This window comes from Salmonella sp. 741265050_HSA (assembly GCF_046569445.1).
GTDB lineage: Bacteria > Pseudomonadota > Gammaproteobacteria > Enterobacterales > Enterobacteriaceae > Salmonella > Salmonella enterica.
The window spans coordinates 760,470-785,424 of record NZ_JBKFSV010000001.1 but is presented as its reverse complement, the minus strand read 5'-3'; the positions used below and the strand labels follow the sequence as shown (position 1 = coordinate 785,424).

Below are 24,955 nucleotides of genomic sequence, written 5' to 3'. Positions count from 1 at the left end.
GAGGGCGCAATCAAACGCCATCCGGCCTGAACCGCTTATTCGCGCCAGAGAATATGGCACAGCTTGTGGTCCTTTTCCCGGCACAGCAGAACGCGGGCGAAAATGTCGTTAATTTCGCCGTCTTCGGTATCCGCCAGGCCAATCACCACCTCGGCAAAAAAGTCTGGATTCAGGTCAAAATCAACGTGCTCTTGCCAGTCTTCTGCGGGATCAAACAACTCCGCGCCGCCGCGCTCCTCGAATTGCAAATTGAACAGAATGATATCAGCCGGATCAAGATTATCCGCCGCCAGCTCAAGAAAAATATCGTAAGCCTGCTCAAGCGTTTCGTCTTCAGTCAGGCGATTGTTCAGATCCATTTCCATAGTGACTACCTGTTTACTCATGTTGGTCACGTTTTACAGCAATGGACTAAAGAAGTAAAACAATCGCTCGGTAATACGCTGCCATAACGGACGTTTTACCCACAAACGCGCATCTAACAGGCGGGAGCGCGAAATATAATCGTCCTGTACCGCAGCCAGATCGGCGCCGAAACCCGTATCATCAATGACCAGCGTAATCTCGAAATTAAGCCACAGGCTACGCATGTCGAGATTCACGGTACCGACCAGGCTCAGTTCGCCATCGACCAGCACGCTTTTGGTATGCAACAGCCCGCCTTCGAACTGATAGATTTTCACGCCCGCCGCCAGTAACTCGCTGAAAAAGGCGCGACTGGCCCAGCCGACGAGCAGTGAATCATTTTTACGGGGCAGGATAATACTGACATCCACGCCGCGCTGCGCAGCGGTACAAATAGCGTGCAGCAGATCGTCGCTGGGGACGAAATATGGCGTGGTCATAATTAAATATTCGCGCGCAGCATAGGTGGCGGTTAATAGTGCCTGGTGAATGAGGTCTTCCGGAAAACCAGGACCGGAAGCAATGGTATGAATGGTATGCCCGCTGGCCTGCTCAAACGGCATAATATTCACATCCGGCGGGGGAGGCAGAATGCGTTTACCCGTCTCGATTTCCCAATCGCAGGAGTAAACAATCCCCATTGCTGTCGCCACGGGGCCCTCCATCCGCGCCATCAAATCGACCCATTGCCCAACGCCGGCATCCTGTTTGAAAAAACGCGGGTCCACCATATTCATACTGCCGGTATAGGCGATGTAATTGTCAATCATCACCATTTTACGGTGCTGGCGAAGATCCATACGGCGTAAAAAGACGCGCATCAGATTCACCTTCAGCGCCTCTACGACTTCAATGCCAGCGTTACGCATCATGGCCGCCCAGGGGCTGCGGAAGAAAGCGACGCTACCCGCGGAATCCAGCATAAGCCGGCAGTGGATGCCGCGGCGGGCGGCGGCCATTAACGATTCAGCGACCTGATCCGCCATGCCGCCTGGCTGCCAGATGTAAAACACCATTTCGATATTATGCCGCGCCAGTTGGATATCGCGAATAAGCGCCTGCATGACATCATCGGAGTCGGTAAGCAATTGCAACTGGTTACCTTTGACGCCCGCAATTCCCTGACGTCGTTCGCACAGCTTAAACAAGGACGATGCGACGCTACTGTTTTCTTGCGCGAAAATGTGTTTGCAGGCTTTGAGGTCATTCAACCATTTGGCAGTAGACGGCCACATGGCGCGGGCACGCTCGGCGCGACGTTTGCCTAAATGCAATTCGCCCACGGACAAATAGGCGATGATCCCGACCAGCGGAAGGATATAGATGATTAACAACCAGGCCATTGCGGAGGGAACTGCGCGCCGTTTCATTAGAATACGTAATGTGACGCCGGCAATGAGAACCCAGTATCCCAAAATGACCAGCCAACTCACCACGGTGTAGAAGGTTGTCATAACTTTAAAAATCCTTTAGAAAGCGTGTTGTTAAGAGTTTACGCGTCAGGATTCACATGGCAAATAAAAACACGGGAAAAGCGCTGGTCTGCATCCGGCGAGGGGGTATAATGGCGCTTCTGTTACAGTGAGAGTCGTAAACATGAAGCGTAGTAGAACGGAAGTGGGGCGCTGGCGAATGCTACGTCAGGCGAGCCGCCGTAAAGCGCGTTGGCTTGAAGGGCAATCACGCCGTAATATGCGTATCCATACCATCAGGAAATGCATCTTTAATCGCCAGCGTAATTCATTACTCTTTGCGATTCACGGTGTGTGAGCCAGAAAGGGCACCGTATGCGGTGCCCAACAGGCCATCCTTTTCAAAAGATCTTCTTATACGGTTTGACCGAAACCTGCGCATAGACGCCCGCTGCGACGTAGGGGTCCGCATCAGCCCAGGATTGCGCCGCTTCTAAAGATTCAAATTCAGCAATCACCGTTGACCCGGTAAATCCGGCTACCCCAGGATCGTTACTGTCCACTGCGGGCATCGGCCCGGCAGTTAATAATCGCCCTTCATCATGCAGAAGTTGCAGGCGCGCCAGATGCGCGGGCCGTACCGAGAGGCGTTTTTCAAGCGAGTTGGCATTATCCTGAGCGTAAATAACATACAGCACGGGTAGAGCTCCTTAATCGGTAAAAGTTGCTGATTACGTTATTGGAAAGGGCATTTAACTGCAATGTAAAGATACCGACTTTGTTAAACATGCACATTTTGTGTGGTATTTTTGCGCGATATCATCTTTTAAATGCCGCTATCGGCAATGCCTTATTGAATATGATTGCTATTTGCATTTAAAATTCAGCTCTGGTTTTTCAACTGAAACGATTATGACTTCAATGACCCTTGATTTACCTCGTCGCTTTCCCTGGCCGACACTCCTTTCCGTAGGCATTCATGGTGCTGTAGTGGCAGGTTTGCTCTATACCTCGGTACATCAGGTTATTGAATTGCCTGCGCCAGCGCAGCCTATCACGGTGACAATGGTTTCACCCGCTGACCTGGAGCCGCCCCAGGCGGTTCAGCCGCCGCCGGAGCCGGTGGTTGAACCCGAACCGGAGCCAGAGCCGATCCCTGAACCGCCTAAAGAAGCGCCCGTGGTGATTGAGAAACCCAAACCTAAGCCAAAACCCAAGCCAAAACCGAAACCGGTGAAAAAGGTTGAAGAGCAGCCGAAGCGCGAAGTCAAACCGGCCGCGCCGCGTCCTGCCTCACCGTTTGAAAATAGCGCCCCGGCGCGGCCAACAAGCAGCACCGCGTCGGCGACCAGCAAGCCGGCGGTGAGCGTGCCCACTGGACCTCGCGCTCTGAGCCGTAACCAGCCGCAGTATCCGGCGCGAGCACAGGCGTTACGTATTGAAGGCCGCGTAAAGGTGAAGTTTGACGTGACCTCTGCTGGGCGAGTGGAAAATGTACAGATTCTGTCCGCGCAGCCAGCCAATATGTTTGAGCGTGAAGTTAAGAATGCGATGCGCAAATGGCGCTATGAAGCAGGCAAGCCGGGTTCCGGGCTGGTGGTCAATATTATCTTCCGTCTGAACGGTACGGCGCAGATTGAGTAATCTCTGGCGCCGCCAGCCAGGAATATACCATCACCTGCTGGCGGCGTAAGCGGGTATACTTAACCCTGAACCGGGAGCGGGCGAGGTTTACCGTCCGGATCGACGGCAACATAAATAAACAGCGCCTCGGTGGCCTTGTAGCGCTGTCCAATCGGTTCTGACGCGACTTTTTTCACCCAGACTTCAATATTGATGCTAATAGACGTCGTACCGCGTTTAACGCAGCGCGCGTAGCAGCATACGACATCGCCAACCGCGACGGGGCGCAGAAATGTCATTCCTTCCACGCGTACGGTTACAACCCGACCGTGCGCGATCTCTTTGGCCAGTATCGCGCCGCCAATATCCATTTGCGACATCAGCCAGCCGCCAAAAATATCGCCGTTCGCATTGGTATCGGCAGGCATGGCCAATGTACGTAAAACCAGCTCGCCCTGAGGAGTATTATCCATTGTTGTCATTGTAAAACCGACTATCAGAAAAAATTACAGCCGCGATGCTACTATGAATTTTGTGTGGAGAATAGAGGGAATAAAGGTACTGACGGGAAAGCGCAGGGCGTAAAGGTGGAGAAAATATCGCCAGGCGTTCGCAGTCTGGCGATGATAAGTCACGGGAGGGTTATGATTTATCTTCCTGTGGCAGATGCCGGTAGATATAGACGCCGCTCAGCAGGGTAAAAATGAGCGTCAGCGCCGTGAGTCCAAAGACCTTAAAGTTGACCCAAATATTTTGCGGCAACCAGAAGGCGATATAAATGTTAGCCAGACCGCACGCAATAAAAAACAGCGCCCACGCCAGGTTCAGCTTTGACCAGACCTGCTGCGGCAACGCCAGTTCTTTACCTAACATACGTTGGATTAACGGTTTTTTCATCACCCACTGGCTTATTAACAGCGCGCCGGCGAACAGCGCATAAATAACCGTCACCTTCCATTTAATAAATTCATCGTTATGGAAGAAGAGCGTCAGACCGCCGAAGACGGCAACCAGAACAAAGGTAATCAGCGCCATCTTCTCTATTTTCCGATAGCGCACCCAGCTATAAATCAGCACGATTGCCGTCGCGACAATCAGTGCGGAGGTCGCCGCATAGATGTCATAAAGTTTATAAAACGCAAAAAAGACAACCAGCGGTAAAAAATCCAGAAACTGCTTCATTCTTCGATTCCATCATCAACGAGCGTCGAATGCGCCGCGTAACGGCGCATTGCGGATTATTGGCGAATCAACATATACAGGCGGAATAAGTAGATAAGCAATACTGCGGAAATCAGATTGCTCAACGTATTCGCCAGTACAGCGCCTACATTTGGGGTCAGTACAGCGAAGCTGGGCGCGAACAGCAATAGCAATGTTTTAGCCAGTAACCAGCCTATCACCGCAGGCGCGACCAGTCTCATGTTAGCCCAGGCTAAACGCATACTGCTGCGCATTGCGGCAAACACGCCCATTTTCTCTTCAACCAACATCACTGGCGCAAGCGCCAGCACAATGGCCATAATAATCCCCGGAACGACAATCAGCATTATACCGATTTGCACTAACAGGGTAGTCAGAAAAATGAGAATAAACAGTTTAGGCAATGCAGGGGCGCTGGCGCCAATAGCGCGCAGCGCGCTAACCCGATGTCCCGCTGAAACTAACTGAATCATCAGGATGATACCGCCGGCCAGAATAGCGTTGCCGATAAGCCCGGAAAACGTCGAGGCGGCAGAGGCGCGCAACAGGATCTGCTGCTGCTCCGGCGTCATATTTTGTACCAGCTCAAACAGGCCTGCGCTGCCTGCCAGATGTTCTCCTTCACTGAGTTGCGCGATTTGCGCATCGCTGGGTGAAAAGGCATGACCTAAGACCACCGTGATAAATGCGCACAGCAACGAAACCAGCAAGATAGTAATAAATTGATTTCGGAAAAAATTTCCGGCGTCACGGTAAACGGACTTCGCCGTGATAGACATGCACTCTCCTTGAGTTTTGCAGGTGTTAATTTGCGGGCAATTGTACCCTGGATAACTCTACAGTGGCAGCATCAGCAGTTGTATGGAAAAGCATATCTTTGTAAAGCGGCGGTAATCCGTATCGCGCGCGGGCGCGATTGCACGCCTCATTCACTTCGCCTCCTTCGCCCGATATCGAAAATTCGCGACAGGTTGAAGGGCGGTTTTCATAAATAGCGCAACTGACGTTTTCACCCGGCGTGCCAATTAGCGCTTTACAGTGCGGCTGTTTTTGGTTTGTACCGGCCATACAACGTAAAAAAGGGGGAACAGGCTCGGTTAATGATGCCGGAACGCGTCCGCTGGCATCGTCGCCTTCAGCCCAATAAAAGGAGACACGAAAATAGGCACAACAGGCACCGCATGTCATGCATGGGTTAAGAACGCTCATGATTCACCTGCAAAAACTCACGTATCAATAGATTACAACGGAAATTAAGCTGTCCCGCAGTGTTCGCGAATCTTAACGCCACGCGCCATTGCGGGACATTGATTACCTTAGCCAGCCTTTATCGCCAGGGCAACAGGAGCAGACAAATATTTGCATAGCGTGAATATGTCAAAATTGATCTGAATTCCTATAACCAGGATTTGCAATACAAGTTCTAAATTAATCTGGATCAATAAATGTTAAATTATAAGAACAAATGTGATCTGTGTTAGATCACTTATTACTTCATTGTGGGTATATTCATCACGCTTTTATAACCATAACGATGGAGCGGGTATGAAAAAATTTACAGTGGCGGCACTGGCGTTAACAACTCTTCTCTCAGGCAGCGCGTTCGCGCACGAAGCCGGAGAATTCTTTATGCGTGCAGGTCCGGCAACCGTCAGACCTACAGAAGGGGCGGGTGGTACGCTGGGGCATTTAAACGGGTTTGATGTGAGTAATAACACGCAACTCGGCCTGACATTCACTTACATGGCGACGGACAATATCGGGGTTGAATTGCTGGCGGCCACGCCGTTCCGCCATAAGGTGGGTACGGGCGCGACGGGTGATATCGCCACGGTCCACCTGTTACCGCCAACGTTAATGGCGCAGTGGTACTTCGGCGATTCCAGCAGCAAAGTGCGTCCTTATGTCGGCGTGGGGGTGAACTACACCACCTTCTTCGATAACGACTTTAACGATAATGGTAAAAAGACCGGGCTGTCCGATCTGAGCTTTAAGGATTCCTGGGGCGCGGCAGGGCAAGTTGGGGTAGATTACCTGATTAACCGCGACTGGTTAATTGGCGCCTCTGTCTGGTACATGGATATTGATACTACCGCCAATTATAAAATGGGCGGCGTGCAGCAGCATGACAGCGTGCGTCTGGACCCATGGGTATTTATGTTCTCGGCAGGCTATCGTTTCTAATCGCGTGATGTTGTGACGAAAAAAGACCCCGCCAGGCGGGGTCAAAAAAGGACATGACACACGGATTTTACTTGTCGGAACTCACTTGTCTTCTTTCGGTTCGCCGCAGCCTAGTTCTGCGCCAGTGAGAGGATCAACGGTGGGGTCCGATTTCGTTCTTTCTGCCATCGCTTTGAGCAGCGCCAACTGCTCACGCGGCAATTTCACTGTCGCCAGGCCATCGCCGCCATCAACAGCAGGCATCGGTTCTGCGACATAGTTGAAGTTCTCATCACTATTCCAGCTACCTCGCGGATCGTCGCCTTGCGACATGTTGTAATACACGTCGGTATACTGTTCTACCGGCGGTAATTTACCCGGCGGGAAGTTGTTACGAATCGAATACAGAGCTTTTTCAAAAGAGAGCTGGTGCGCGACTTCACGGGTCATTAAGAAACTGAGCGTGTCTTTTACGCCAGGATCGTCGGTTAGGTTAATCAGGCGTTCATAAATAATCTTCGCTCGCGCCTCTGCCGCGATGTTTGAGCGTAGATCGGCTGTGACTTCGCCGATAGTATCAATATAAGCCGCGGTCCACGGTACGCCGCCGGAGTTTGTCAACGCAGGGCCGCCGCCATACAGCAGAGAGGTGATATGGCTGTCATTACCATTCTGCGTCAGCGAGCGATAAAGTTCCGCTTCGCTTTCGGTGCCTTCCGCCAGCTCGCCTTTAGCGCCTTTATTAAGCATTCCTACCAGTGAGCCGATAATTTCCAGATGACTCAGCTCCTCGGTGGCGATGTCCATTAACATCTCTTTACGACCGGCATCATCATCGCTTAAACCTTGCGTGAAGTAGCGGCAGGCGGCCGCCAGTTCGCCCTGCGGGCCGCCAAACTGTTCCAGCAGCAGGTTCGCTAATCCAGGATTAGGTTCGCTCACTCGCACAGTATATTGAAGTTGTTTTACGTGTCGAAACATATTGCCTCCTGCTTATTATTTATTTTTTGGCTTCAACGCCATCTGCTTCAGATCGCAGTAAAAATTGTTCCGTTGTCTGCGGAATATGTTTGATAAGCCAGTCAGCCATTTGCATTTCTTCTTTCAGAATGGCTTCAATCGTCGGAATTGAGGCCGTGTCACCAGCTTTTTTTGCCGCCGCCAGCAGGGAGGTATAACAAGCAATTTCGAACTGCTCGAAAACATAACCGCTAATGGAGCCTTTGACAATTTCATCGGAAGGGAACATGCCACCGATAGATTGCCCCATTGCTGCCATTTTACTCATGGAGTCTTTCAACACCGAACGAGAAATGCCATTACGGTCCAATACTTCTTCGAGCATGGTAATTTGATGTTTGGTTTCACTAATATGTTGTTCAATTCTGGCTTTTATATCAGGATAATTTTCAATACGGCTGGCCATAGATTCAAGCATCGATTCTGCCTGTTTTTCCATGGCATGGGCGTCACGAAGCCAGTCATGATAATGTTCAGTATAATTCATTTTAAATTCCTCAATGCGTGATAATCTGCTCCGATAATAAAATCGGAATCATGCAAGCTGATAATTAAGAATATTATTTCGATTTGCGTTCAGCACTTTTATTAACATTGCTGACTGCTAAATCGGTAAGTTTTAAATCAGTTTGTTTTTCCTCGTCGAGGGTTTCTTTGAGCAGTTTTAATGCTTTGCTATAGCCGAGCTGCTCGGCCAGGGTGGCTAGCGTGCCGTAGCTGGCGATTTCGTAATGCTCGACTTTTTGCGCCGCGGCGATAAGCGCTGCATCGCGTACTTCGTTTTTCTCCGTACTTTCGATGACTTCATTGGCTTCTTCGATCAGCCCTTCCATAGCGACGCATTTCATTCTTTTCAGTTTAATGCCAGATTCAGATTCGACGATCTGATCAATACGTTCAATCTGACCCTGGGTTTCTTCAAGATGAGATTGAAAGGCCTGGCTTAATTTTTCATTGGACGTGGCTCTGGCTAGTTTAGAAAGAGCCTTGGTTAATTGTTTTTCTGCACTATAGGTATCTGAAAGTAGATGGATAAAAAGGTCTTCAACGGTTTTGATATTCATAAATCTAATTCTCCTGGGCAAAATACTGCGAGCCAGAAGACTCGCAGATTGCTTGATAAAAGCATGTGTTATATTTACATTACAGTAAATCAGGAATTATCGGATTTACGTCCGCCGTGACTATTCTGACCACCTTTTTTACCGGCTTCAGAAGCTCGTTGCGGATCATTTTTGAAATTCCCGCCGCTATGCTGACCGCCTTTGCGGCCCGCTTCAGATGCTTTTTCACGATTCTCGGCGAAATTTCCTGAACCACCACGATGTTCGGCCATATTATTTCTCCTGTCTCGTTGCTTGCTGAAAAAATCGGTTTTAATCGTGTCGACACCCTATTAAAATTAGTTGGTTAAACCGATTAGTCAAATTGACGGAAATAGTTGTGATTTACCGCGTAAATAACGCACAAAAAATGGTTTAGAGATAATATATTCTATATTTTCTTTTAGAATAAGCGATTTAACAGAAAATGCTTTGCATTGTTATTAATAACAAGAGTCACTATCTGCGGCCCTGGAAACGTTAATGCATTGTTTGTTGACATTTCTTTACATAAAGGCGGGGGAAATTGACGTGAAAACGCTAAATTTTTCGGCGTGATTAGGAGTTTTCTTAGCAGAAATTGACTTCAGACTTTTTGAAAGTTGGACGGGGAATAACACCAAAAAGATTGATGATGTACGTCTGAATCGTGATTCTGGTTCGGCGCCAGCCACTCATTAAGCCGCCAGCGTTATGCTGACGGCTTAACCCGTTATGCGCGGCTGGCGGCTTTCATGGCTGAGACAAAGGACCTGAGCTCCGCCAACATCTGTTCGGGAGACGCGAGGTTTTTCTCGATAATCTTGACAATGGCTGAGCCGGAGATAGCGCCAGCCGCCCCGGCACGCACGGCCGCAGACACCTGTTCCGGCGAGGAGATACCGAAGCCCTGTAACGCAGGCGCGGCATGGTACTCTTTAAGCTTCTCAATGAGATGATGCAACGGCAATGCGCCACGGTTTTCCGCGCCGGTGACGCCCGAACGCGAAAGCAGGTAGGTGTAACCGCGGCCGTAAGATGCGACCTGGCGCAGAAGATCGTCATCCGCATTTGGCGGGCAGATGAAGATCGGCGCGATATTATGCCGTAACGCCGCCTGGCGGAAGGGGGCCGATTCTTCAACCGGGACATCTGCGACCAGCACGGAATCTACGCCAACCTGTTCACAACGGGCATAGAATGCATCTATGCCGTTATTGAACACCAGATTCGCGTACATTAGCAGGCCAATCGGAATGGTCGGGTGTTTTTCACGAATCAGCGCCAGCATTTCAAAACACTGAGCCGGCGTGACGCCAGCGGCGAAGGCGCGTAAGTTCGCATTCTGGATGGTGGGGCCATCGGCCAGCGGATCGGAGAAGGGAACCCCCAGTTCCAGAGCGTCGGCGCCAGCATCAATCAGTGTGTCGATAATTTTCAGTGACTGTTCAATGCCAGGGTCGCCCAGGGTCACGAAGGGGACAAAAGCGCCTTCCCGGCGATCGTTGAGTTGGGCAAATAAATTTTCGTAGCGTTCCATCAGATTTCCCCTCGCGCTTTCAGGATATCGTGTACGGTAAAGATGTCTTTATCACCGCGGCCAGAGAGATTGACCACCAGCAGTTGCTCTTTTTCCGGCTGCTCGCGCATCATTTTCAGAGCGTGCGCCAACGCGTGGGAGGATTCCAGCGCCGGGATAATTCCCTCATGGCGGCACAACGTTTTGAAGGCTTCCAGCGCCTCATCATCGGTAATGGAGACATAATCCGCGCGTCCGATGCTGTTCAGGTACGCATGTTGCGGCCCAACGGATGGGAAATCGAGCCCGGCGGAAATGGAATAGGACTCTTCAATTTGCCCGTCCGCTGTTTGCATCATCGGCGCTTTCATCCCGAAATAGATGCCAACGCGACCATGTTTAAGCGGCGCGCCATGCTCGCCGGTTTCAATACCGTGACCGCCAGGTTCAACGCCTATTAGCCCGACGCTGGTATCATTAATAAAATCCGCAAACATCCCGATAGCGTTTGAGCCGCCACCGACGCAAGCGATAACGGCATCTGGCAGACGGCCCTCTTTGTCGAGGATTTGCGCTTTCGTCTCTTCGCCAATCATGCGCTGGAACTCGCGAACGATGGTGGGATAGGGATGCGGTCCTGCCGCCGTGCCGAGCATATAGTGCGCGGTTTCGTAACTACCGGACCAGTCGCGCAGCGCCTCGTTACAGGCATCTTTTAGCGTAGCGGAGCCGCTATGAACCGGGATGACCTCCGCGCCCATCAGACGCATACGGAAGACGTTCGGCGACTGGCGCTCAACGTCTTTGGCGCCCATATAGATACGGCATTTCAGACCCAGCAGGGCGCTGGCGAGTGCAGAGGCGACGCCGTGCTGGCCGGCGCCGGTTTCAGCGATAATCTCGCTTTTCCCCATCCGTTTGGCCAGCAGCGCCTGACCCAGTACCTGATTGGTTTTGTGTGCGCCGCCGTGCAGTAAATCTTCGCGCTTTAAATACAACGTGGTACGCGTACCGGCGGTAATGTTCTGGCATTTCGTCAGCGCGGTGGGGCGTCCCGCGTAGTTTTTTAGCAGATCGGCGAATTGCGCCTGAAATTCAGGATCTTTTTGCGCGCTGACGAAGGCCTCTTCAAGCTGGTTCAGCGCAGGCATCAGGATCTGCGGCACATACATGCCGCCGAATTCACCAAAGTAGGGATTGAGAAGTGTTGTCATGTTTTTTCCTTAATATGCGCGCAGTGTCTGAAAAACTGAGGCCAGAAGACGAGCATCTTTGATGCCCGGCTGTGACTCCACACCTGAATTAAAATCGAGACCGGCACAGCCGACTTGCGCCGCCTGGACGCAGTTATCGGCCGCCAGCCCGCCCGCCAGTAATACATTATCCAGCGGTTGCCCCTGTAGCAGTGACCAGTCGAAGCGCTGCCCGCTGCCGCCTTGCCCATTGTCGAAAATGTATTTATCGACATGGTGATAATCGCGTGCGGGAAGAGCATCGCTAACGCTCAGCGCCTTCCAGATTTGCACATTGCGCGGCAACGCCTCGCGCAGCGCGTTGACATACGCCTGGTCTTCGCTGCCATGTAGCTGTACGGCAGAAAGCGACAGGACGGCGGCTTTCTGGCAAACATCGGCGATATCAGCGTTCTTGAAAACGCCGACATACTGCAATGGCGCGCCGCTTATCACTTCTCGCGCCTGCTCAACGCTAACCGCGCGCGGAGATGAGGGCACAAAAATCAACCCGCCATATATTGCGCCTGCGTCACAGGCCGCTTTAGCGTCCTGGGCGCGGGTCAGGCCGCAGACTTTATTTTCGCCAAGCAGCACGCGACGGACGGCGGCGTTAAGATCGTCATGCGCCATTAACGCGGAGCCAATTAAAAAACCGTTGGCGAAGTGGCTCAGTTCGCGTACCTGACCATAGGTGTTAATCCCGGACTCGCTGATGACAGTCACGCCGTGGCCCAGTTTTGGCGCCAGCTGGCGGGTGCGATTCAAATCAATCGACAGATCGCGCAGATCGCGATTGTTGATACCTACCACTTTTGCGCCTAACGCTATCGCGCGCTCCCGTTCTTCGTCATTACTGACCTCCGTGAGCACGCCCATTTTCAGACTGTGCGCGACGGCGGAGAGTTGGCGATACTGTTCGTCATCCAGAACCGAGAGCATCAGTAAACAGGCATCGGCCTGATAGTAACGGGCAAGGTAGATCTGATAGGGATCGATAATAAAATCCTTACACAGAATCGGCTGCGGCGCGCTTTGGCTAATGACCGGCAGAAAATCGAAGCTACCCTGAAAATATTTTTCGTCGGTGAGCACCGAGATTGCCGAGGCGTAATGTTGATAAATACTGGCAATACGCGCCGGATCGAAATCATCGCGAATCACGCCTTTTGATGGCGATGCTTTCTTACACTCCAGAATAAAGGCGGTACGCGCGCCCTGGAGCGCATCATAAAAATGGCGTGTACTTGGCTGGATCTCATTTTGAAAGCTGGCCAGCGGCTGTTGCTGTTTGCGGGCTTCTACCCAAATCGCCTTGTCTGCGACGATTTTCGCTAAAACGGTTTGCATTATTTACCCTCTTGCCGCCAGTGCGGTGACTCTGTCATATGCGGTGCCGTTGCGCAGAACATCAAGCACGGTTTGCGCGTTGGCCTTGAGATCTTCCTGACCATGCAGACGCATCAGCATCGCCACGTTGGCGGCGACGGCGGCCTCATGCGCGGCATCGCCTTTACCTTGTAATAACCGCGTCAGAATGTCACGGTTTTCTTCCGGCGTGCCGCCAGCCAACTGATCCTGATGGTAAGGCGTCAGGCCAAAATCCTCCGCCGTAAGTTGATAGCTTTTAATTTCGCCGTCATGCAGCTCCGCGACAATCGTCGGCGCATGGAGCGAAACCTCATCCATGCCGCCGCTATGTACCACCGCCGCGCGCTGATAGCCCAGTACCCGTAAGGTTTCCGCAATCGGCAGCACCAGTTCCGGGCTATAGACGCCAATCAATGCCAGCGGCGGATGCGCCGGGTTGATCAGCGGGCCGAGTACGTTGAACAGGGTTCGCGTTTTTAACTGTTGGCGAACCGGCATCGCGTGACGGAATCCGGTGTGATATTTCGGCGCAAACAGGAAACAGACGCCCAGTTCATCTAACGCCTGACGTGATTTATCGGCGTTCATATCCAGATTAATACCGAACGCCGCCAGCAGATCGGATGACCCCGATTTGCTGGACACGCTACGGTTGCCGTGTTTCGCCACTTTCAGTCCACAGGCCGCTGCGACAAAGGCGCTGGCGGTAGAGATATTGATGCTGTTACTGCCATCGCCGCCGGTACCAACGATATCCGCAAACAGATACTCCGGGCGCGGGAACGGGGCGGCATTTTCCAGCAACGCAGTGGCGGCGCCGGCAATTTCATTGGGATGCTCGCCGCGAATTTTCATGCTCACCAGCGCGGCGGCGAGCTGTTCAGGCTTAAGTTCGCCGCGGACGACCGCCGAAAACAACTGATGGCTCTCTTGTTGCGTCAGTGTTTGCGCCTGATAGAGTTTCTCCAGAATCGGCTGTAGGGTGTTGGTCGGTTCCAGCTTTTGCTGCGCCCAGGCTAATGTTTGCTCGAGTAGACGAGCGCCCTGTGTCGTCAGGATGGACTCAGGATGAAATTGAAAACCGCAAACGCGATCCGCATCATGACGTACCGCCATCACCATGCCGTTGAAATGGGCGTTAATGGTCAGCCCGGCAGGAACATTACTGCCGACCAGCGAATGATAACGCGCGACCGGTAGCGGATTCGCCAGCCCGGCGAACATCGCCTGACCGTCATGCTCAATGCTGGAGGCTTTGCCATGCAGGATTTCTCCCGCCTGACCGACATAACCGCCGTAAGCTTCGACAATCGCCTGATGCCCCAGACAAATGCCGATGATCGGTAACTTGCCGCGTAGTCGGGTCAGCAGCTCCGGCATACAGCCTGCCTCGCTGGGAACGCCCGGACCGGGGGAGAGCATTAGCACCGGATTTTCCATTGTCGCCAGGCGATCGATAAGCGTCTGCGCCGGAATATGGTTACGGTAAATCACCACGTTATGACCGTTGGTCCGTAGCTGATCTGCCAGGTTCCAGGTAAACGAGTCGATGTTATCGAGCAGCAGAATATCAGCCATCAGAAGGTCTCCTGTGCATGATGCGCGGTGGCGATAGCACGCAATACGGCGCGCGCTTTATTACGGGTTTCATCGGCTTCAGACTGCGGAACCGAGTCCAGCACAATTCCGGCGCCCGCCTGTACGGTGGCGATACCGTTCTCCACCAGCGCGGAGCGGATAACAATACAGGTGTCCAGATCGCCGTGGGCGGTGAAGTAACCGACCGCGCCGCCATAGCTGCCGCGGCGCTGTCCTTCCGCATCGGCAATCAACTGCATGGCGCGTACTTTCGGCGCGCCGCTCAGGGTGCCCATGTTCATGCAGGCGCGATAGGCGTGCAGCGCGTCGAGATCGTGACGCAGTTCGCCCACCACCCGGGAAACCAAATGCATCACGTACGAATAGCGGTCAACTTTTGTCAGATCGGCAACGTAGCGACTGCCCGGCGTACAGATGCGCGCCAGGTCATTGCGCGCCAGATCGACCAGCATCAGATGTTCGGAAAGCTCTTTATGGTCGGTACGCATGTCCAGCTCAATACGGCTGTCGAGATCTCTGTCCAGCGTACCATCAGCGCGGCGACCGCGTGGACGGGTACCCGCGATGGGGTAAATCTCAATCTGACGGCTGGTGGCGTCATATTTCAGCGAGCTTTCCGGCGACGCGCCGAAAAGCGTGAAATCATTATCCTGCATAAAGAACATATACGGGCTGGGGTTGCTCTTTTTCAGCACGTAGTAGGCAGCCAACGGCGACGGGCAGGGCAGTGAAAAGCGGCGCGATGGCACCACCTGAAATATCTCCCCCGCGCGGATGGCTTTTTGCAACTGGCGTACCACCGCGCCGAACGCGTCATCGCTCTGATTGCATTCGCAGCGCATGTCCGGCACCGGCGTCACCGGCAACGGCGGCGCAGGGTGGGTTAACTGTTGGCTAAGGTACGCCAGGCGGGCGTTCAGGCGCTGTTTTTCCCGGTCGCTTGCGGTGAACAGACTGGCCTGAATACGAGTGCTTTTTTTCTGATGATCTATCACCATCAGCGTTTCCGCTAAATAAAAGCAGTAGTCCGGGCAGTTATTGCCAGCCTCAAGGTGTGGCAGCGCTTCAAAGCCAGCGACCAGGTCGTAGGCAAACAGACCGCCGAAAAACATAGCCTCCCGCTCTTGCGTCGGTATGTTCACCACTCCCTGTAACAGGCGGAACGCATCAAATACCGACAGAGAGCATAAACGGGCGTCTTCATCTAATAATGGGCTGACGGGCGGGAAGCGTAGAACGCGACCGGCAGGCAGGACTTCGTTCTCCACGCCAGCGGGCAGGGCGGTATCCAGTAGCGGCAATAACGAGGCGCCATTATCAGATAACGCCTGAATAGTGACAGTGTCACCTAAAGCGGTAATGCGCAGCGCGCTATCTACCAGCAGCAGGCTTTTTAAATCGTCTTTACTGTCGATATCCGCGGATTCCAGCAGCAGCGTTGCCGGGCGATCGCCGCAGACCTGGTGAAAAAGCGCCGTTGGGTTTTCCCGGTAGGCGGCATCGCAGGTCAACAGTTCGAGCGTGGGTTTTGGTGTTTGCATGGTTATTCTCATTATTTTGTTCAAAAAAAAGCCCGCTTAACAGGCGGGCCGGGTATCGTTTGGCTGATTACAGCTGTTCATACACCGCCCGCTATCAGGAAGTGCGCCACCAACCGTGTAATGCAAATATCGCTGCCATTTTAGATACCCTCTTCATGTGAACTTTCGTACTAGTTAACTAGTTCGATGGAATAATGTCAACACCTATTTCAGTATATTTGCCGGAACCGTTATGATGTACATGACATACCTTTATCTCTATGGGAGCCGCCTTGAGCGACACGAATTACGCAGTGATTTACGATCTGCACAGTCATACCACGGCGTCCGATGGACTGTTGACGCCAGAAACATTAGTACACCGTGCGGTAGAGATGCGAGTCGGCACGCTGGCGATTACCGATCATGACACCACAGCCGCGATTCCTGCGGCAAGAGAAGAAATTTCACGTTCCGGGCTGGCCCTGAATCTTATTCCCGGCGTGGAGATTTCAACGGTCTGGGAGAATCATGAGATTCACATTGTGGGTCTGAATATTGATATTGCGCACCCGGCAATGCGCGATTTTCTGGCGCAGCAGACACATCGGCGTCAGGCGCGTGGTCGACTCATTGCGGAGCGTCTGGAAAAAGCCCATATCCCCGGCGCGTGGGAAGGGGCATTGAGACTGGCCAATGGCGGCGCGGTGACGCGCGGCCACTTCGCCCGCTTTCTGGTGGAGTGCGGCAAAGCCGCGACCATGGCGGATGTTTTTAAAAAATATCTCGCGCGTGGGAAAACCGGTTACGTTCCGCCGCAGTGGTGTACAATAGAACAAGCTATTGATGTCATTCATCATTCTGGCGGTAAGGCGGTGTTGGCCCATCCGGGACGCTACGACCTTAGCGCTAAGTGGCTGAAAAGATTAGTGGCGCATTTTGCCGACCATCACGGCGACGCGATGGAAGTGGCGCAGTGCCAACAATCGCCCAATGAACGTACCCAACTGGCGACGCTTGCGCGTCAGCATCATTTATGGGCATCGCTTGGATCTGATTTCCATCAGCCCTGCCCGTGGATTGAGTTGGGGCGTAAACTCTGGCTGCCCGCTGGCGTTGAAGGCGTATGGCAGACATGGGAACAGCCGCAAATATCACAGTGAGGGAAGTATGAGCCAGTTTTTTTATATCCATCCGGATAACCCACAGCAACGGCTGATTAATCAGGCCGTCGACATTGTGCGTAAAGGCGGTGTTATTGTTTATCCAACCGATTCCGGCTATGCCCTGGGTTGTAAAATTGAAGACAAAGGCGCAATGGAGCGCATTTGCCGCATCCGTCATCTGCCGGACGGCCACAACTTCACGCTGATGTGCCGCGATTTGTCCGAGTTGTCGACCTACTCCTACGTCGACAACGTGGCATTTCGTCTGATGAAAAACAATACGCCGGGTAATTACACCTTTATCCTGAAGGGGACAAAAGAGGTGCCGCGCCGTCTGTTGCAGGAAAAGCGTAAAACTATCGGCCTGCGCGTACCGTCAAACCCGATTGCGCTGGCGTTATTGGATACGCTGGGCGAACCGATGCTCTCGACGTCGTTGATGCTGCCTGGCAGCGACTTTACCGAGTCGGACCCGGAGGAGATTAAAGATCGGCTGGAGAAGCAGGTGGATCTGATCATCCACGGCGGTTACCTCGGTCAACAGCCTACCACGGTAATCGATTTGACCAATGACTCCCCGGTGGTGCTGCGCGAAGGCGTCGGCGACGTTACACCTTTCTTATAAGGGCGTAAGCCTGTATACTACGCGGCCTTAAAATGGCGCGGCAACGCGCCGTTCATTCTCCTGTTCGACGCCTGTGAAGGCGACACCTGAAGGAAGCTCTATGAGCGAAAAGTTACAAAAAGTGCTGGCGCGCGCTGGCCACGGCTCTCGCCGTGAAATCGAATCCATTATTGAAGCGGGACGTGTCAGCGTTGACGGTAAAATCGCCACGCTTGGCGATCGTGTTGAAGTCACTCCCGGTTTGAAAATCCGTATCGACGGTCACCTGATTTCGGTGAAAGAGTCGGCGGAACAAATTTGCCGCGTTCTGGCCTATTACAAACCAGAAGGTGAACTGTGTACCCGCAATGACCCTGAAGGGCGGCCAACCGTTTTTGATCGCTTACCGAAATTGCGCGGCGCGCGGTGGATTGCGGTAGGACGTCTGGATGTCAACACCTGCGGGCTATTGTTATTTACCACCGACGGTGAACTGGCGAACCGCCTGATGCACCCTAGTCGTGAAGTTGAACGTGAATATGCCGTGCGCGTGTTCGGTCAGGTGGATGAATCGAAACTGCGTGATTTAAGCCGTGGCGTACAGTTGGAAGATGGTCCGGCGGCATTTAAGACCATTAAATTCAGCGGCGGCGAAGGCATTAACCAGTGGTATAACGTGACGCTGACGGAAGGGCGCAACCGCGAAGTTCGCCGACTGTGGGAAGCGGTAGGCGTTCAGGTCAGCCGTCTGATCCGCGTTCGTTACGGCGATATCCCGCTGCCGAAAGGCCTGCCGCGCGGCGGCTGGACTGAGCTCGACCTCGCGCAAACGAACTATCTGCGTGGTCTGGTAGAGCTCCCGCCGGAAACCTCGTCGAAGGTTGCCGTCGAAAAAGACCGTCGTCGTATGAAAGCGAACCAGATCCGTCGGGCGGTAAAACGCCACAGCCAGATAGCTGGCGGACGCCGCTCCGGTGGGCGTAATAACAACGGGTAATCTCTACCGCGGTCTATAGGCTAAGAATCATCAGACAAGAGGGTTTGTGCCGGATGGCGGCGCAAACGCCTTAATCCGGCCTACGGTTAATAATCAATTCCCATCTGGGCTTTTACGCCCGCGTCGAAAGCATGTTTAACCGGACGCAGTTCGCTGACGGTATCCGCAAGATCAAGAATATCCCGGTGACAGCCGCGACCTGTAATAATCACCGTCTGGTGACCAGGGCGCGCGTTTAGCGCGCTTATGACCTCTTCCAGCGGCAAATAGTCATACGCCACCATATAGGTCAGCTCATCCAGTACCACCATATCAAGCAGCGGATCGGCCAGCATCCGTTTCCCATGCTGCCAAACGGCCATACATGCTGCGGTGTCTGCCTCGCGATTTTGCGTCTCCCAGGTAAATCCCGTTGCCATCACCTGAAATTCGACGCCATGCGGTTCCAGCAGATTACGCTCGCCGTTGGGCCAGGTGCCTTTAATAAATTGCACCACGCCTACGCTTTTACCGTGTCCTACGGCACGGGCGGCAGTCCCGAAAGCCGCCGTGGTTTTGCCCTTACCATTGCCAGTAAACACGATAATAATACCGCGCTCTTCCTGTGCCTGGGCGACACGGGCGTCAACCCGATCTTTTACCTTTTGCTGGCGCTGTTGATAACGTTCATCACTCATTGGGCGATTCCTGGTTTACGGCCCGGTTGGGCGTCAAAGGTCATACCGGTTTTACGGCGACTGTCGTCGCCCATAAGCCACAGGTAAAGCGGCATAATATCGGCAGGCGTTTTTAATTTCTGTGGATCTTCCGTCGGAAAGGCGCTGGCGCGCATACTGGTGCGCGTGCCGCCCGGGTTAATGCAGTTAACACGCAGAGAACGGTTCTGGTATTCGTCCGCCAGCACCTGCATCATTCCTTCAGTAGCAAACTTCGAGGTGGCATAGGCGCCCCAGTTGGCGCGTCCCTGACGGCCAACGCTTGATGACGTAAAGACCAGCGAGCCGGCATCGGACTTCAATAATAACGGTAACAGCGCCTGGGTGAGCATAAAGGTGGCGTTAACATTCACCTGCATGACATCCTGCCAGATCTGCGGATCTTGTTCGCTCATTGGACCGATTTCCCCCAGTAACCCGGCATTGTGCAGGACGCCATCCAGGCGGGGATAGTGCGCGGCGATGCGGTCGGCCACTTGCCGGCACTCTTCAGCGGTGCAGGTCAGTAGATCGAGCGTAAACCACTGTGGTTGGACATGTTGCTCGTCAGCAATGTGCTGCGCGACCCGACGCAGTTTCTCTTCATTACGTCCCAGCAGAATCACCGTTGCGCCGTAACGCGCATACGTGAGCGCGGCTTCCCGCCCAATGCCATCGCTGGCGCCAGTGACCAGAATAATGCGGTTTTGCAATAGATCTTGTTTCGGTTGGTAATGCATGGCTACTCCTCAACGGCGTGGTGCACCGCCCTGCCAGGTTGTCTTATCTTCGCGTTAACTTTTCGGGTTTATGCCTGAAAGCGCCTTTTTTTTCAATCAGACAGGGGCGATAACGCCGTAAAATGAACGTCTTGTCATACTTTTTCTTCCTCAACAGGCATACGGATGAAGAGAGACTGACTTCGATGCCTGTTGTACACTGAGCGCAAGTCGCGTTATTTAATCAAGGTGGGAGTCGTGGAATTGTTGTCTGAATATGGCTTATTTTTGGCAAAAATCGTCACCGTTGTGGTGGCCATTGCCGTCATTGTGCTGCTGATCGTGAATGCTACGCAACGCAAACGTCAGCGCGGTGAGCTGCGCGTGACCAATTTGAGCGAGCAGTATCAGGAGATGAAGGATGACCTTGCTGCGGCGTTGATGGATGGCCATCAGCAAAAACTGTGGCATAAAGCGCAGAAAAAAAAGCATAAGCAGGAGGCTAAAGCCGCCAAAGCAAAAGCGAAGCTGGGGGACATTGCGACATCGGACAAACCGCGTGTATGGGTGATAGATTTCAAAGGCAGTATGGATGCTCACGAAGTTAATGCGTTACGCGAAGAGGTCACGGCGGTGCTGGCAGTGGCGAAACCCGGCGATCGGGCGGTTGTGCGTCTGGAAAGCCCCGGTGGCGTTGTGCATGGCTATGGCCTGGCGGCATCGCAATTGCAGCGCCTGCGCGATAAAAATATTCCGCTGACCGTGACGGTGGATAAAGTCGCGGCAAGCGGAGGCTACATGATGGCCTGCGTGGCGGAAAAAATTATCGCGGCGCCGTTCGCTATTGTGGGGTCAATTGGTGTTGTCGCGCAAATCCCGAACTTTAACCGCTTTCTCAAAAGTAAAGACATTGATATTGAACTGCATACCGCAGGGCAGTACAAACGTACCCTGACATTGTTAGGCGAGAATACGGAAGAAGGGCGGCAGAAGTTTCGTGAAGATCTCAACGAAACGCACCATCTGTTCAAAGAGTTTGTGCAGCGGATGCGTCCGGCTCTGGACATTGAACAGGTGGCCACGGGCGAACACTGGTACGGTCAGCAGGCGCTGGAGAAAGGACTGGTTGATGAGATTAACACCAGCGATGAGGTTATCCTCGGCCTGATGGAAGGGCGCGAGGTGCTGAATGTGCGCTATATGCAGCGTAAAAAACTGATCGATCGTGTTACCGGCAGCGCGGCGGAAAGCGCGGATCGGCTGCTGCTGCGCTGGTGGCAGCGTGGACAAAAGCCGTTGATGTAAACCGCTATTGCCGGATGGCATTCAGCGCCATCCGGCATGGATTAATCAACCAGGTGATACTTCTCAGACAGCACATGCGCCAGGTGTTTAAACATGTTAAACACCGCGGTGCTTTTAGGGGTCGGTAACCCTTGCTCGTCTAAAAAGTAATCGCCGCTGAAAACCAGCACGCCATTTCTCTGCGTTACGCCGGTGGCGACAATACCTGCCATCGTGTCTTCATGTTCCCGAATAATTTTGTTGGCTTCAAGCAACAGTGTTTCGCGATCGATAGGTTGCGTCTCTTTATGCATTTTTTACTCCTTAAACAAGGAGATTAGTCTACGCTGAGCACTTCTGATGGGCAAATATTCTCACAGGAAATTGATGGATTTGTCATGTTGCGTTCACTGGCAAGATTTGTTTTTGCATGCTAATAAAGTTGCGTATCGAATTTTATCAGGTACAGTGTGACGCTTTCGTCAATCTGGCAACAGAATTGCTTGACATTCGACCAAAATTCCGTCGTGCTATAGCGCGTGTGTGCAAAAAAGCCTGTTAACTCAGTCACCTGAGGGTTACATTTCGTACACAAAGCCAGTACAAGGGGTTGATATCCGCAGACGCAGAGACCATATATCGTTGTCTCGTCGCCAGTGGAAGGTGAATCAACGTGCGACGCATTCCTGGAAGAATCAACTTAGGTAAAGGTGAATATGGGTAAAGCTCTTGTCATCGTTGAGTCCCCGGCAAAAGCCAAAACGATCAACAAGTATCTGGGTAATGACTACGTGGTGAAATCCAGCGTGGGTCATATCCGTGATTTGCCGACCAGTGGCTCAGCAGCTAAAAAGAGCGCCGACTCTACCTCCACCAAAACGGCTAAAAAGCCCAAAAAGGATGAACGTGGCGCTCTCGTCAACCGTATGGGGGTTGACCCGTGGCACAACTGGGATGCGCACTATGAAGTGCTGCCCGGTAAAGAGAAGGTCGTCTCTGAACTGAAACAGTTGGCGGAAAAAGCCGACCACATCTATCTCGCAACCGACCTTGACCGCGAAGGGGAAGCCATTGCATGGCACCTGCGGGAAGTGATCGGCGGCGATGACGCGCGCTACAGTCGCGTAGTCTTTAACGAAATAACCAAAAATGCCATTCGCCAGGCGTTTGAACAGCCGGGCGAGCTGAACATTAACAGGGTCAACGCCCAGCAAGCGCGCCGCTTTATGGATCGCGTGGTAGGCTATATGGTCTCGCCGCTGCTGTGGAAAAAGATCGCCCGTGGTTTGTCGGCAGGTCGCGTTCAGTCTGTCGCGGTCCGTCTGGTCGTTGAACGCGAGCGCGAGATTAAAGCGTTTGTTCCGGAAGAGTTCTGGGAAATTGACGCTAATACGACGACGCCGTCTGGCGAGGCGCTACCGCTACAGGTGACGCATCAGAACGACAAGCCATTCCGGCCGGTAAATCGCGAGCAGACGCTTGCCGCCGTCAGCTTGCTGGAAAAAGCGCGCTATAGCGTACTGGAGCGTGAAGACAAACCGACCAGCAGCAAACCTGGCGCGCCGTTTATCACCTCCACGCTACAACAGGCGGCCAGCACCCGGCTGGGCTTTGGCGTGAAGAAAACCATGATGATGGCGCAGCGTCTGTATGAGGCGGGCTACATCACCTATATGCGTACAGACTCCACCAACCTGAGTCAGGATGCGGTCAACATGGTGCGTGGTTATATTGGCGATAATTTCGGCAAGAAATACCTGCCGGATAACCCGAACCAGTACGCCAGCAAAGAAAACTCTCAGGAAGCGCACGAAGCGATCCGTCCTTCCGACGTTGCTGTCATGGCGGAGTCGCTGAAAGACATGGAGGCTGACGCGCAGAAGTTGTATCAACTAATTTGGCGTCAGTTTGTCGCCTGTCAGATGACGCCAGCACAATATGACTCTACTACGCTTACCGTTGGCGCAGGCGAATTCCGTCTGAAAGCGCGTGGGCGTATTTTGCGCTTTGACGGCTGGACAAAAGTGATGCCGGCGCTGCGTAAAGGCGATGAAGATCGCACATTGCCTGCCGTGAATAAGGGCGATGCGCTGACGCTACTTGAATTGACGCCTGCTCAGCACTTTACTAAACCGCCAGCCCGGTTTAGCGAGGCTTCTCTGGTTAAAGAGCTTGAGAAGCGCGGTATTGGTCGTCCGTCTACCTATGCGTCGATTATCTCGACCATTCAGGATCGCGGCTATGTTCGCGTTGAAAACCGTCGCTTCTATGCGGAAAAAATGGGTGAAATCGTCACCGATCGGCTGGAAGAAAACTTCCGCGAATTGATGAACTACGATTTTACCGCGCAGATGGAAGATAGTCTGGATCAGGTTGCAAATCACCAGGCCGAGTGGAAAGCGGTACTGGATAACTTCTTCAGCGATTTTACTCAGCAGCTCGATAAAGCCGAGAAAGATCCGGAAGAAGGGGGGATGCGTCCTAACCAGATGGTGCTGACCAGCATCGACTGTCCAACCTGTGGCCGTAAAATGGGAATTCGTACTGCCAGTACGGGGGTTTTCCTTGGATGTTCAGGTTATGCGCTTTCGCCGAAAGAGCGTTGTAAAACGACCATTAACCTGGTGCCGGAAAATGAAGTTCTGAACGTGCTGGAAGGCGACGACGCCGAAACCAACGCCCTGCGCGCCAAGCGTCGCTGTCAGAAGTGCGGTACGGCGATGGACAGCTATCTGATCGATCCGAAGCGTAAATTGCATGTGTGTGGTAATAACCCGACCTGTGACGGCTACGAGATTGAAGAAGGCGAGTTCCGCATCAAAGGGTATGACGGCCCGATCGTTGAGTGTGAGAAATGTGGTTCCGAAATGCACCTGAAAATGGGGCGTTTTGGTAAGTACATGGCCTGTACTAACGACGAATGTAAAAATACCCGTAAGATCTTGCGTAACGGCGAAGTTGCGCCGCCGAAGGAAGATCCTGTTCCATTACCGGAACTGCCGTGTGAAAAATCGGACGCGTACTTTGTGCTGCGCGATGGCGCCGCAGGGATATTCCTGGCGGCCAATACGTTCCCGAAATCACGCGAAACGCGCGCGCCATTAGTCGAGGAGCTATACCGGTTCCGCGATCGCCTGCCGGAAAAACTGCGGTATCTGGCGGATGCGCCGCAGCAGGATCCGGAAGGTAATAAAACCGTTGTTCGCTTTAGCCGCAAAACAAAACAGCAGTACGTTGCGGCGGAAAAAGACGGGAAGGCGACGGGATGGTCAGCGTTCTTCGTCGACGGCAAGTGGGTTGAAGGTAAGAAATAACCCCTGCCTGTCGCCACTGTAGTCAAG

The 24,955-nt window shown here is 52.9% G+C and carries 28 protein-coding genes and 1 other annotated feature; of the genes, 8 read left to right on the top strand and 20 right to left on the bottom strand.

Annotation, left to right across the window (positions count from 1 at the left end):
- Positions 1–35 precede the first annotated feature (35 nt).
- Both ACLD4F_RS03880 and cls read right to left on the bottom strand, forming a co-directional pair.
- A complete protein-coding gene (locus ACLD4F_RS03880) occupies positions 36–365 on the bottom strand; it encodes an HI1450 family dsDNA-mimic protein (RefSeq protein WP_000425070.1) in 330 nt (109 codons plus the stop codon).
- Between the two features lie 33 nt (positions 366–398).
- The gene (cls, locus tag ACLD4F_RS03875) at positions 399–1,859 is read right to left on the bottom strand and encodes a cardiolipin synthase (protein WP_000206886.1); all 1,461 of its coding nucleotides are present in this window, start codon (positions 1,857–1,859) and stop codon (positions 399–401) included.
- A gap of 142 nt (positions 1,860–2,001) precedes the next feature.
- On the opposite strand from cls, the gene ACLD4F_RS03870 reads away from it, so the two are divergent.
- Positions 2,002–2,175: a YciY family protein gene (locus ACLD4F_RS03870; RefSeq protein WP_001531561.1), complete on the top strand. Its 174-nt coding sequence runs from the start codon at positions 2,002–2,004 to the stop codon at positions 2,173–2,175.
- A 43-nt stretch (positions 2,176–2,218) separates the two neighbouring features.
- On the opposite strand, the gene ACLD4F_RS03865 is transcribed toward ACLD4F_RS03870, so the two are convergent.
- Positions 2,219–2,515, bottom strand: a complete 297-nt coding sequence (locus ACLD4F_RS03865; protein WP_000967605.1) for a YciI family protein — start codon at positions 2,513–2,515, stop codon at positions 2,219–2,221.
- Positions 2,516–2,738: 223 nt separating this feature from the next.
- On the opposite strand from ACLD4F_RS03865, the gene tonB reads away from it, so the two are divergent.
- On the top strand, positions 2,739–3,461 hold the full coding sequence (tonB, locus tag ACLD4F_RS03860; protein ID WP_001517937.1) for a TonB system transport protein TonB: 723 nt from the start codon (positions 2,739–2,741) through the stop codon (positions 3,459–3,461).
- Positions 3,462–3,520: 59 nt separating this feature from the next.
- Here tonB and yciA read toward each other — a convergent pair whose 3' ends face one another.
- The 4 genes from yciA to ACLD4F_RS03840 form a co-directional block, all read right to left on the bottom strand.
- Positions 3,521–3,922, bottom strand: coding sequence for an acyl-CoA thioester hydrolase YciA (gene yciA, locus ACLD4F_RS03855; protein ID WP_000210317.1), 402 nt, complete (start codon positions 3,920–3,922; stop codon positions 3,521–3,523).
- A gap of 160 nt (positions 3,923–4,082) precedes the next feature.
- Positions 4,083–4,622, bottom strand: a complete 540-nt coding sequence (locus tag ACLD4F_RS03850) for a septation protein A (RefSeq protein WP_000808682.1) — start codon at positions 4,620–4,622, stop codon at positions 4,083–4,085.
- A 56-nt stretch (positions 4,623–4,678) separates the two neighbouring features.
- On the bottom strand, positions 4,679–5,422 hold the full coding sequence (locus tag ACLD4F_RS03845; protein ID WP_000028507.1) for a YciC family protein: 744 nt from the start codon (positions 5,420–5,422) through the stop codon (positions 4,679–4,681).
- Positions 5,423–5,447: 25 nt separating this feature from the next.
- Positions 5,448–5,852: a YkgJ family cysteine cluster protein gene (locus ACLD4F_RS03840; RefSeq protein WP_076726667.1), complete on the bottom strand. Its 405-nt coding sequence runs from the start codon at positions 5,850–5,852 to the stop codon at positions 5,448–5,450.
- 336 nt (positions 5,853–6,188) lie between these two features.
- On the opposite strand from ACLD4F_RS03840, the gene ompW reads away from it, so the two are divergent.
- Complete coding sequence (gene ompW, locus ACLD4F_RS03835; RefSeq protein WP_000714798.1) at positions 6,189–6,827, top strand: outer membrane protein OmpW; 639 nt, start codon at positions 6,189–6,191, stop codon at positions 6,825–6,827.
- 81 nt (positions 6,828–6,908) lie between these two features.
- On the opposite strand, the gene ACLD4F_RS03830 is transcribed toward ompW, so the two are convergent.
- From ACLD4F_RS03830 to trpL, 10 genes are all read right to left on the bottom strand, one after another.
- Positions 6,909–7,787: a manganese catalase family protein gene (locus tag ACLD4F_RS03830; RefSeq protein ID WP_109190241.1), complete on the bottom strand. Its 879-nt coding sequence runs from the start codon at positions 7,785–7,787 to the stop codon at positions 6,909–6,911.
- A gap of 19 nt (positions 7,788–7,806) precedes the next feature.
- Positions 7,807–8,313 carry a ferritin-like domain-containing protein gene (locus ACLD4F_RS03825; protein ID WP_001109977.1) on the bottom strand — a complete coding sequence of 169 codons (507 nt, stop codon included), beginning with the start codon at positions 8,311–8,313 and terminating at the stop codon, positions 7,807–7,809.
- Between the two features lie 73 nt (positions 8,314–8,386).
- Complete coding sequence (locus ACLD4F_RS03820) at positions 8,387–8,890, bottom strand: ferritin-like domain-containing protein (protein ID WP_001022826.1); 504 nt, start codon at positions 8,888–8,890, stop codon at positions 8,387–8,389.
- An 89-nt stretch (positions 8,891–8,979) separates the two neighbouring features.
- On the bottom strand, positions 8,980–9,162 hold the full coding sequence (locus ACLD4F_RS03815; RefSeq protein WP_000807657.1) for a general stress protein: 183 nt from the start codon (positions 9,160–9,162) through the stop codon (positions 8,980–8,982).
- 479 nt (positions 9,163–9,641) lie between these two features.
- Positions 9,642–10,448 carry a tryptophan synthase subunit alpha gene (gene trpA, locus ACLD4F_RS03810; RefSeq protein WP_000443029.1) on the bottom strand — a complete coding sequence of 269 codons (807 nt, stop codon included), beginning with the start codon at positions 10,446–10,448 and terminating at the stop codon, positions 9,642–9,644.
- Positions 10,448–11,641, bottom strand: a complete 1,194-nt coding sequence (trpB, locus tag ACLD4F_RS03805) for a tryptophan synthase subunit beta (RefSeq protein ID WP_000209485.1) — start codon at positions 11,639–11,641, stop codon at positions 10,448–10,450. Before trpB ends, trpA begins: the two co-directional genes overlap by 1 nt.
- A gap of 9 nt (positions 11,642–11,650) precedes the next feature.
- A complete protein-coding gene (gene trpCF, locus ACLD4F_RS03800; protein WP_411010681.1) occupies positions 11,651–13,009 on the bottom strand; it encodes a bifunctional indole-3-glycerol-phosphate synthase TrpC/phosphoribosylanthranilate isomerase TrpF in 1,359 nt (452 codons plus the stop codon).
- 3 nt (positions 13,010–13,012) lie between these two features.
- Positions 13,013–14,608, bottom strand: a complete 1,596-nt coding sequence (gene trpD / locus ACLD4F_RS03795) for a bifunctional anthranilate synthase glutamate amidotransferase component TrpG/anthranilate phosphoribosyltransferase TrpD (protein ID WP_039589657.1) — start codon at positions 14,606–14,608, stop codon at positions 13,013–13,015.
- The gene (trpE, locus tag ACLD4F_RS03790; RefSeq protein WP_411010680.1) at positions 14,608–16,170 is read right to left on the bottom strand and encodes an anthranilate synthase component I; all 1,563 of its coding nucleotides are present in this window, start codon (positions 16,168–16,170) and stop codon (positions 14,608–14,610) included. Before trpE ends, trpD begins: the two co-directional genes overlap by 1 nt.
- 22 nt (positions 16,171–16,192) lie before the next feature.
- Positions 16,193–16,288, bottom strand: a sequence feature (Trp leader region).
- On the bottom strand, positions 16,265–16,309 hold the full coding sequence (gene trpL, locus ACLD4F_RS03785) for a trp operon leader peptide (protein ID WP_006496683.1): 45 nt from the start codon (positions 16,307–16,309) through the stop codon (positions 16,265–16,267). Its footprint overlaps the feature before it by 24 nt.
- Before the next feature lie 121 nt (positions 16,310–16,430).
- Between trpL and rnm the strand changes: the two genes are divergently transcribed.
- The 3 genes from rnm (at position 16,431) to rluB (ending at position 18,916) form a co-directional block, all read left to right on the top strand.
- Positions 16,431–17,312, top strand: a complete 882-nt coding sequence (rnm, locus tag ACLD4F_RS03780; protein WP_000500444.1) for an RNase RNM — start codon at positions 16,431–16,433, stop codon at positions 17,310–17,312.
- Positions 17,313–17,319: 7 nt separating this feature from the next.
- A complete protein-coding gene (locus ACLD4F_RS03775; protein ID WP_000077250.1) occupies positions 17,320–17,940 on the top strand; it encodes an L-threonylcarbamoyladenylate synthase in 621 nt (206 codons plus the stop codon).
- A gap of 100 nt (positions 17,941–18,040) precedes the next feature.
- Entirely contained in the window at positions 18,041–18,916 is an 876-nt protein-coding gene (gene rluB, locus ACLD4F_RS03770; RefSeq protein WP_001291233.1) for a 23S rRNA pseudouridine(2605) synthase RluB, read from the top strand.
- Positions 18,917–19,002: 86 nt separating this feature from the next.
- Here rluB and cobO read toward each other — a convergent pair whose 3' ends face one another.
- Together cobO and ACLD4F_RS03760 are read right to left on the bottom strand one after the other, a co-directional pair.
- Positions 19,003–19,593: a cob(I)yrinic acid a,c-diamide adenosyltransferase gene (gene cobO / locus ACLD4F_RS03765; RefSeq protein ID WP_001278865.1), complete on the bottom strand. Its 591-nt coding sequence runs from the start codon at positions 19,591–19,593 to the stop codon at positions 19,003–19,005.
- Positions 19,590–20,351, bottom strand: coding sequence for a YciK family oxidoreductase (locus tag ACLD4F_RS03760; RefSeq protein WP_000559310.1), 762 nt, complete (start codon positions 20,349–20,351; stop codon positions 19,590–19,592). Before ACLD4F_RS03760 ends, cobO begins: the two co-directional genes overlap by 4 nt.
- Positions 20,352–20,588: 237 nt before the next feature.
- Here ACLD4F_RS03760 and sohB point away from each other — a divergent pair, with 237 nt between their 5' ends.
- Positions 20,589–21,635 (top strand): protease SohB, encoded by a 1,047-nt coding sequence (gene sohB / locus ACLD4F_RS03755; protein ID WP_000422082.1) that lies wholly within the window; start codon positions 20,589–20,591, stop codon positions 21,633–21,635.
- Positions 21,636–21,676: 41 nt separating this feature from the next.
- On the opposite strand, the gene ACLD4F_RS03750 is transcribed toward sohB, so the two are convergent.
- Positions 21,677–21,928: a YciN family protein gene (locus ACLD4F_RS03750; protein WP_000548616.1), complete on the bottom strand. Its 252-nt coding sequence runs from the start codon at positions 21,926–21,928 to the stop codon at positions 21,677–21,679.
- Positions 21,929–22,330: 402 nt separating this feature from the next.
- On the opposite strand from ACLD4F_RS03750, the gene topA reads away from it, so the two are divergent.
- The gene (gene topA / locus ACLD4F_RS03745; protein ID WP_000513593.1) at positions 22,331–24,928 is read left to right on the top strand and encodes a type I DNA topoisomerase; all 2,598 of its coding nucleotides are present in this window, start codon (positions 22,331–22,333) and stop codon (positions 24,926–24,928) included.
- The last annotated feature ends 27 nt before the right edge of the window (positions 24,929–24,955 follow it).

Excerpts from the sequence above, each read along its gene's own strand:
- ACLD4F_RS03880 (WP_000425070.1), bottom strand. The coding sequence starts at position 365 with ATGGAAATGGATCTGAACAATCGCCTGACTGAAGACGAAACGCTTGAG.
- cls (WP_000206886.1), bottom strand. The coding sequence starts at position 1,859 with ATGACAACCTTCTACACCGTGGTGAGTTGGCTGGTCATTTTGGGATAC.
- ACLD4F_RS03870 (WP_001531561.1), top strand. The coding sequence starts at position 2,002 with ATGAAGCGTAGTAGAACGGAAGTGGGGCGCTGGCGAATGCTACGTCAG.
- tonB (WP_001517937.1), top strand. The coding sequence starts at position 2,739 with ATGACCCTTGATTTACCTCGTCGCTTTCCCTGGCCGACACTCCTTTCC.
- yciA (WP_000210317.1), bottom strand. The coding sequence starts at position 3,922 with ATGACAACAATGGATAATACTCCTCAGGGCGAGCTGGTTTTACGTACA.
- ACLD4F_RS03850 (WP_000808682.1), bottom strand. The coding sequence starts at position 4,622 with ATGAAGCAGTTTCTGGATTTTTTACCGCTGGTTGTCTTTTTTGCGTTT.
- ACLD4F_RS03845 (WP_000028507.1), bottom strand. The coding sequence starts at position 5,422 with ATGTCTATCACGGCGAAGTCCGTTTACCGTGACGCCGGAAATTTTTTC.
- ACLD4F_RS03840 (WP_076726667.1), bottom strand. The coding sequence starts at position 5,852 with ATGAGCGTTCTTAACCCATGCATGACATGCGGTGCCTGTTGTGCCTAT.
- ompW (WP_000714798.1), top strand. The coding sequence starts at position 6,189 with ATGAAAAAATTTACAGTGGCGGCACTGGCGTTAACAACTCTTCTCTCA.
- ACLD4F_RS03830 (WP_109190241.1), bottom strand. The coding sequence starts at position 7,787 with ATGTTTCGACACGTAAAACAACTTCAATATACTGTGCGAGTGAGCGAA.
- ACLD4F_RS03825 (WP_001109977.1), bottom strand. The coding sequence starts at position 8,313 with ATGAATTATACTGAACATTATCATGACTGGCTTCGTGACGCCCATGCC.
- ACLD4F_RS03820 (WP_001022826.1), bottom strand. The coding sequence starts at position 8,890 with ATGAATATCAAAACCGTTGAAGACCTTTTTATCCATCTACTTTCAGAT.
- ACLD4F_RS03815 (WP_000807657.1), bottom strand. The coding sequence starts at position 9,162 with ATGGCCGAACATCGTGGTGGTTCAGGAAATTTCGCCGAGAATCGTGAA.
- trpA (WP_000443029.1), bottom strand. The coding sequence starts at position 10,448 with ATGGAACGCTACGAAAATTTATTTGCCCAACTCAACGATCGCCGGGAA.
- trpB (WP_000209485.1), bottom strand. The coding sequence starts at position 11,641 with ATGACAACACTTCTCAATCCCTACTTTGGTGAATTCGGCGGCATGTAT.
- trpCF (WP_411010681.1), bottom strand. The coding sequence starts at position 13,009 with ATGCAAACCGTTTTAGCGAAAATCGTCGCAGACAAGGCGATTTGGGTA.
- trpD (WP_039589657.1), bottom strand. The coding sequence starts at position 14,608 with ATGGCTGATATTCTGCTGCTCGATAACATCGACTCGTTTACCTGGAAC.
- trpE (WP_411010680.1), bottom strand. The coding sequence starts at position 16,170 with ATGCAAACACCAAAACCCACGCTCGAACTGTTGACCTGCGATGCCGCC.
- rnm (WP_000500444.1), top strand. The coding sequence starts at position 16,431 with ATGGGAGCCGCCTTGAGCGACACGAATTACGCAGTGATTTACGATCTG.
- ACLD4F_RS03775 (WP_000077250.1), top strand. The coding sequence starts at position 17,320 with ATGAGCCAGTTTTTTTATATCCATCCGGATAACCCACAGCAACGGCTG.
- rluB (WP_001291233.1), top strand. The coding sequence starts at position 18,041 with ATGAGCGAAAAGTTACAAAAAGTGCTGGCGCGCGCTGGCCACGGCTCT.
- cobO (WP_001278865.1), bottom strand. The coding sequence starts at position 19,593 with ATGAGTGATGAACGTTATCAACAGCGCCAGCAAAAGGTAAAAGATCGG.
- ACLD4F_RS03760 (WP_000559310.1), bottom strand. The coding sequence starts at position 20,351 with ATGCATTACCAACCGAAACAAGATCTATTGCAAAACCGCATTATTCTG.
- ACLD4F_RS03750 (WP_000548616.1), bottom strand. The coding sequence starts at position 21,928 with ATGCATAAAGAGACGCAACCTATCGATCGCGAAACACTGTTGCTTGAA.
- topA (WP_000513593.1), top strand. The coding sequence starts at position 22,331 with ATGGGTAAAGCTCTTGTCATCGTTGAGTCCCCGGCAAAAGCCAAAACG.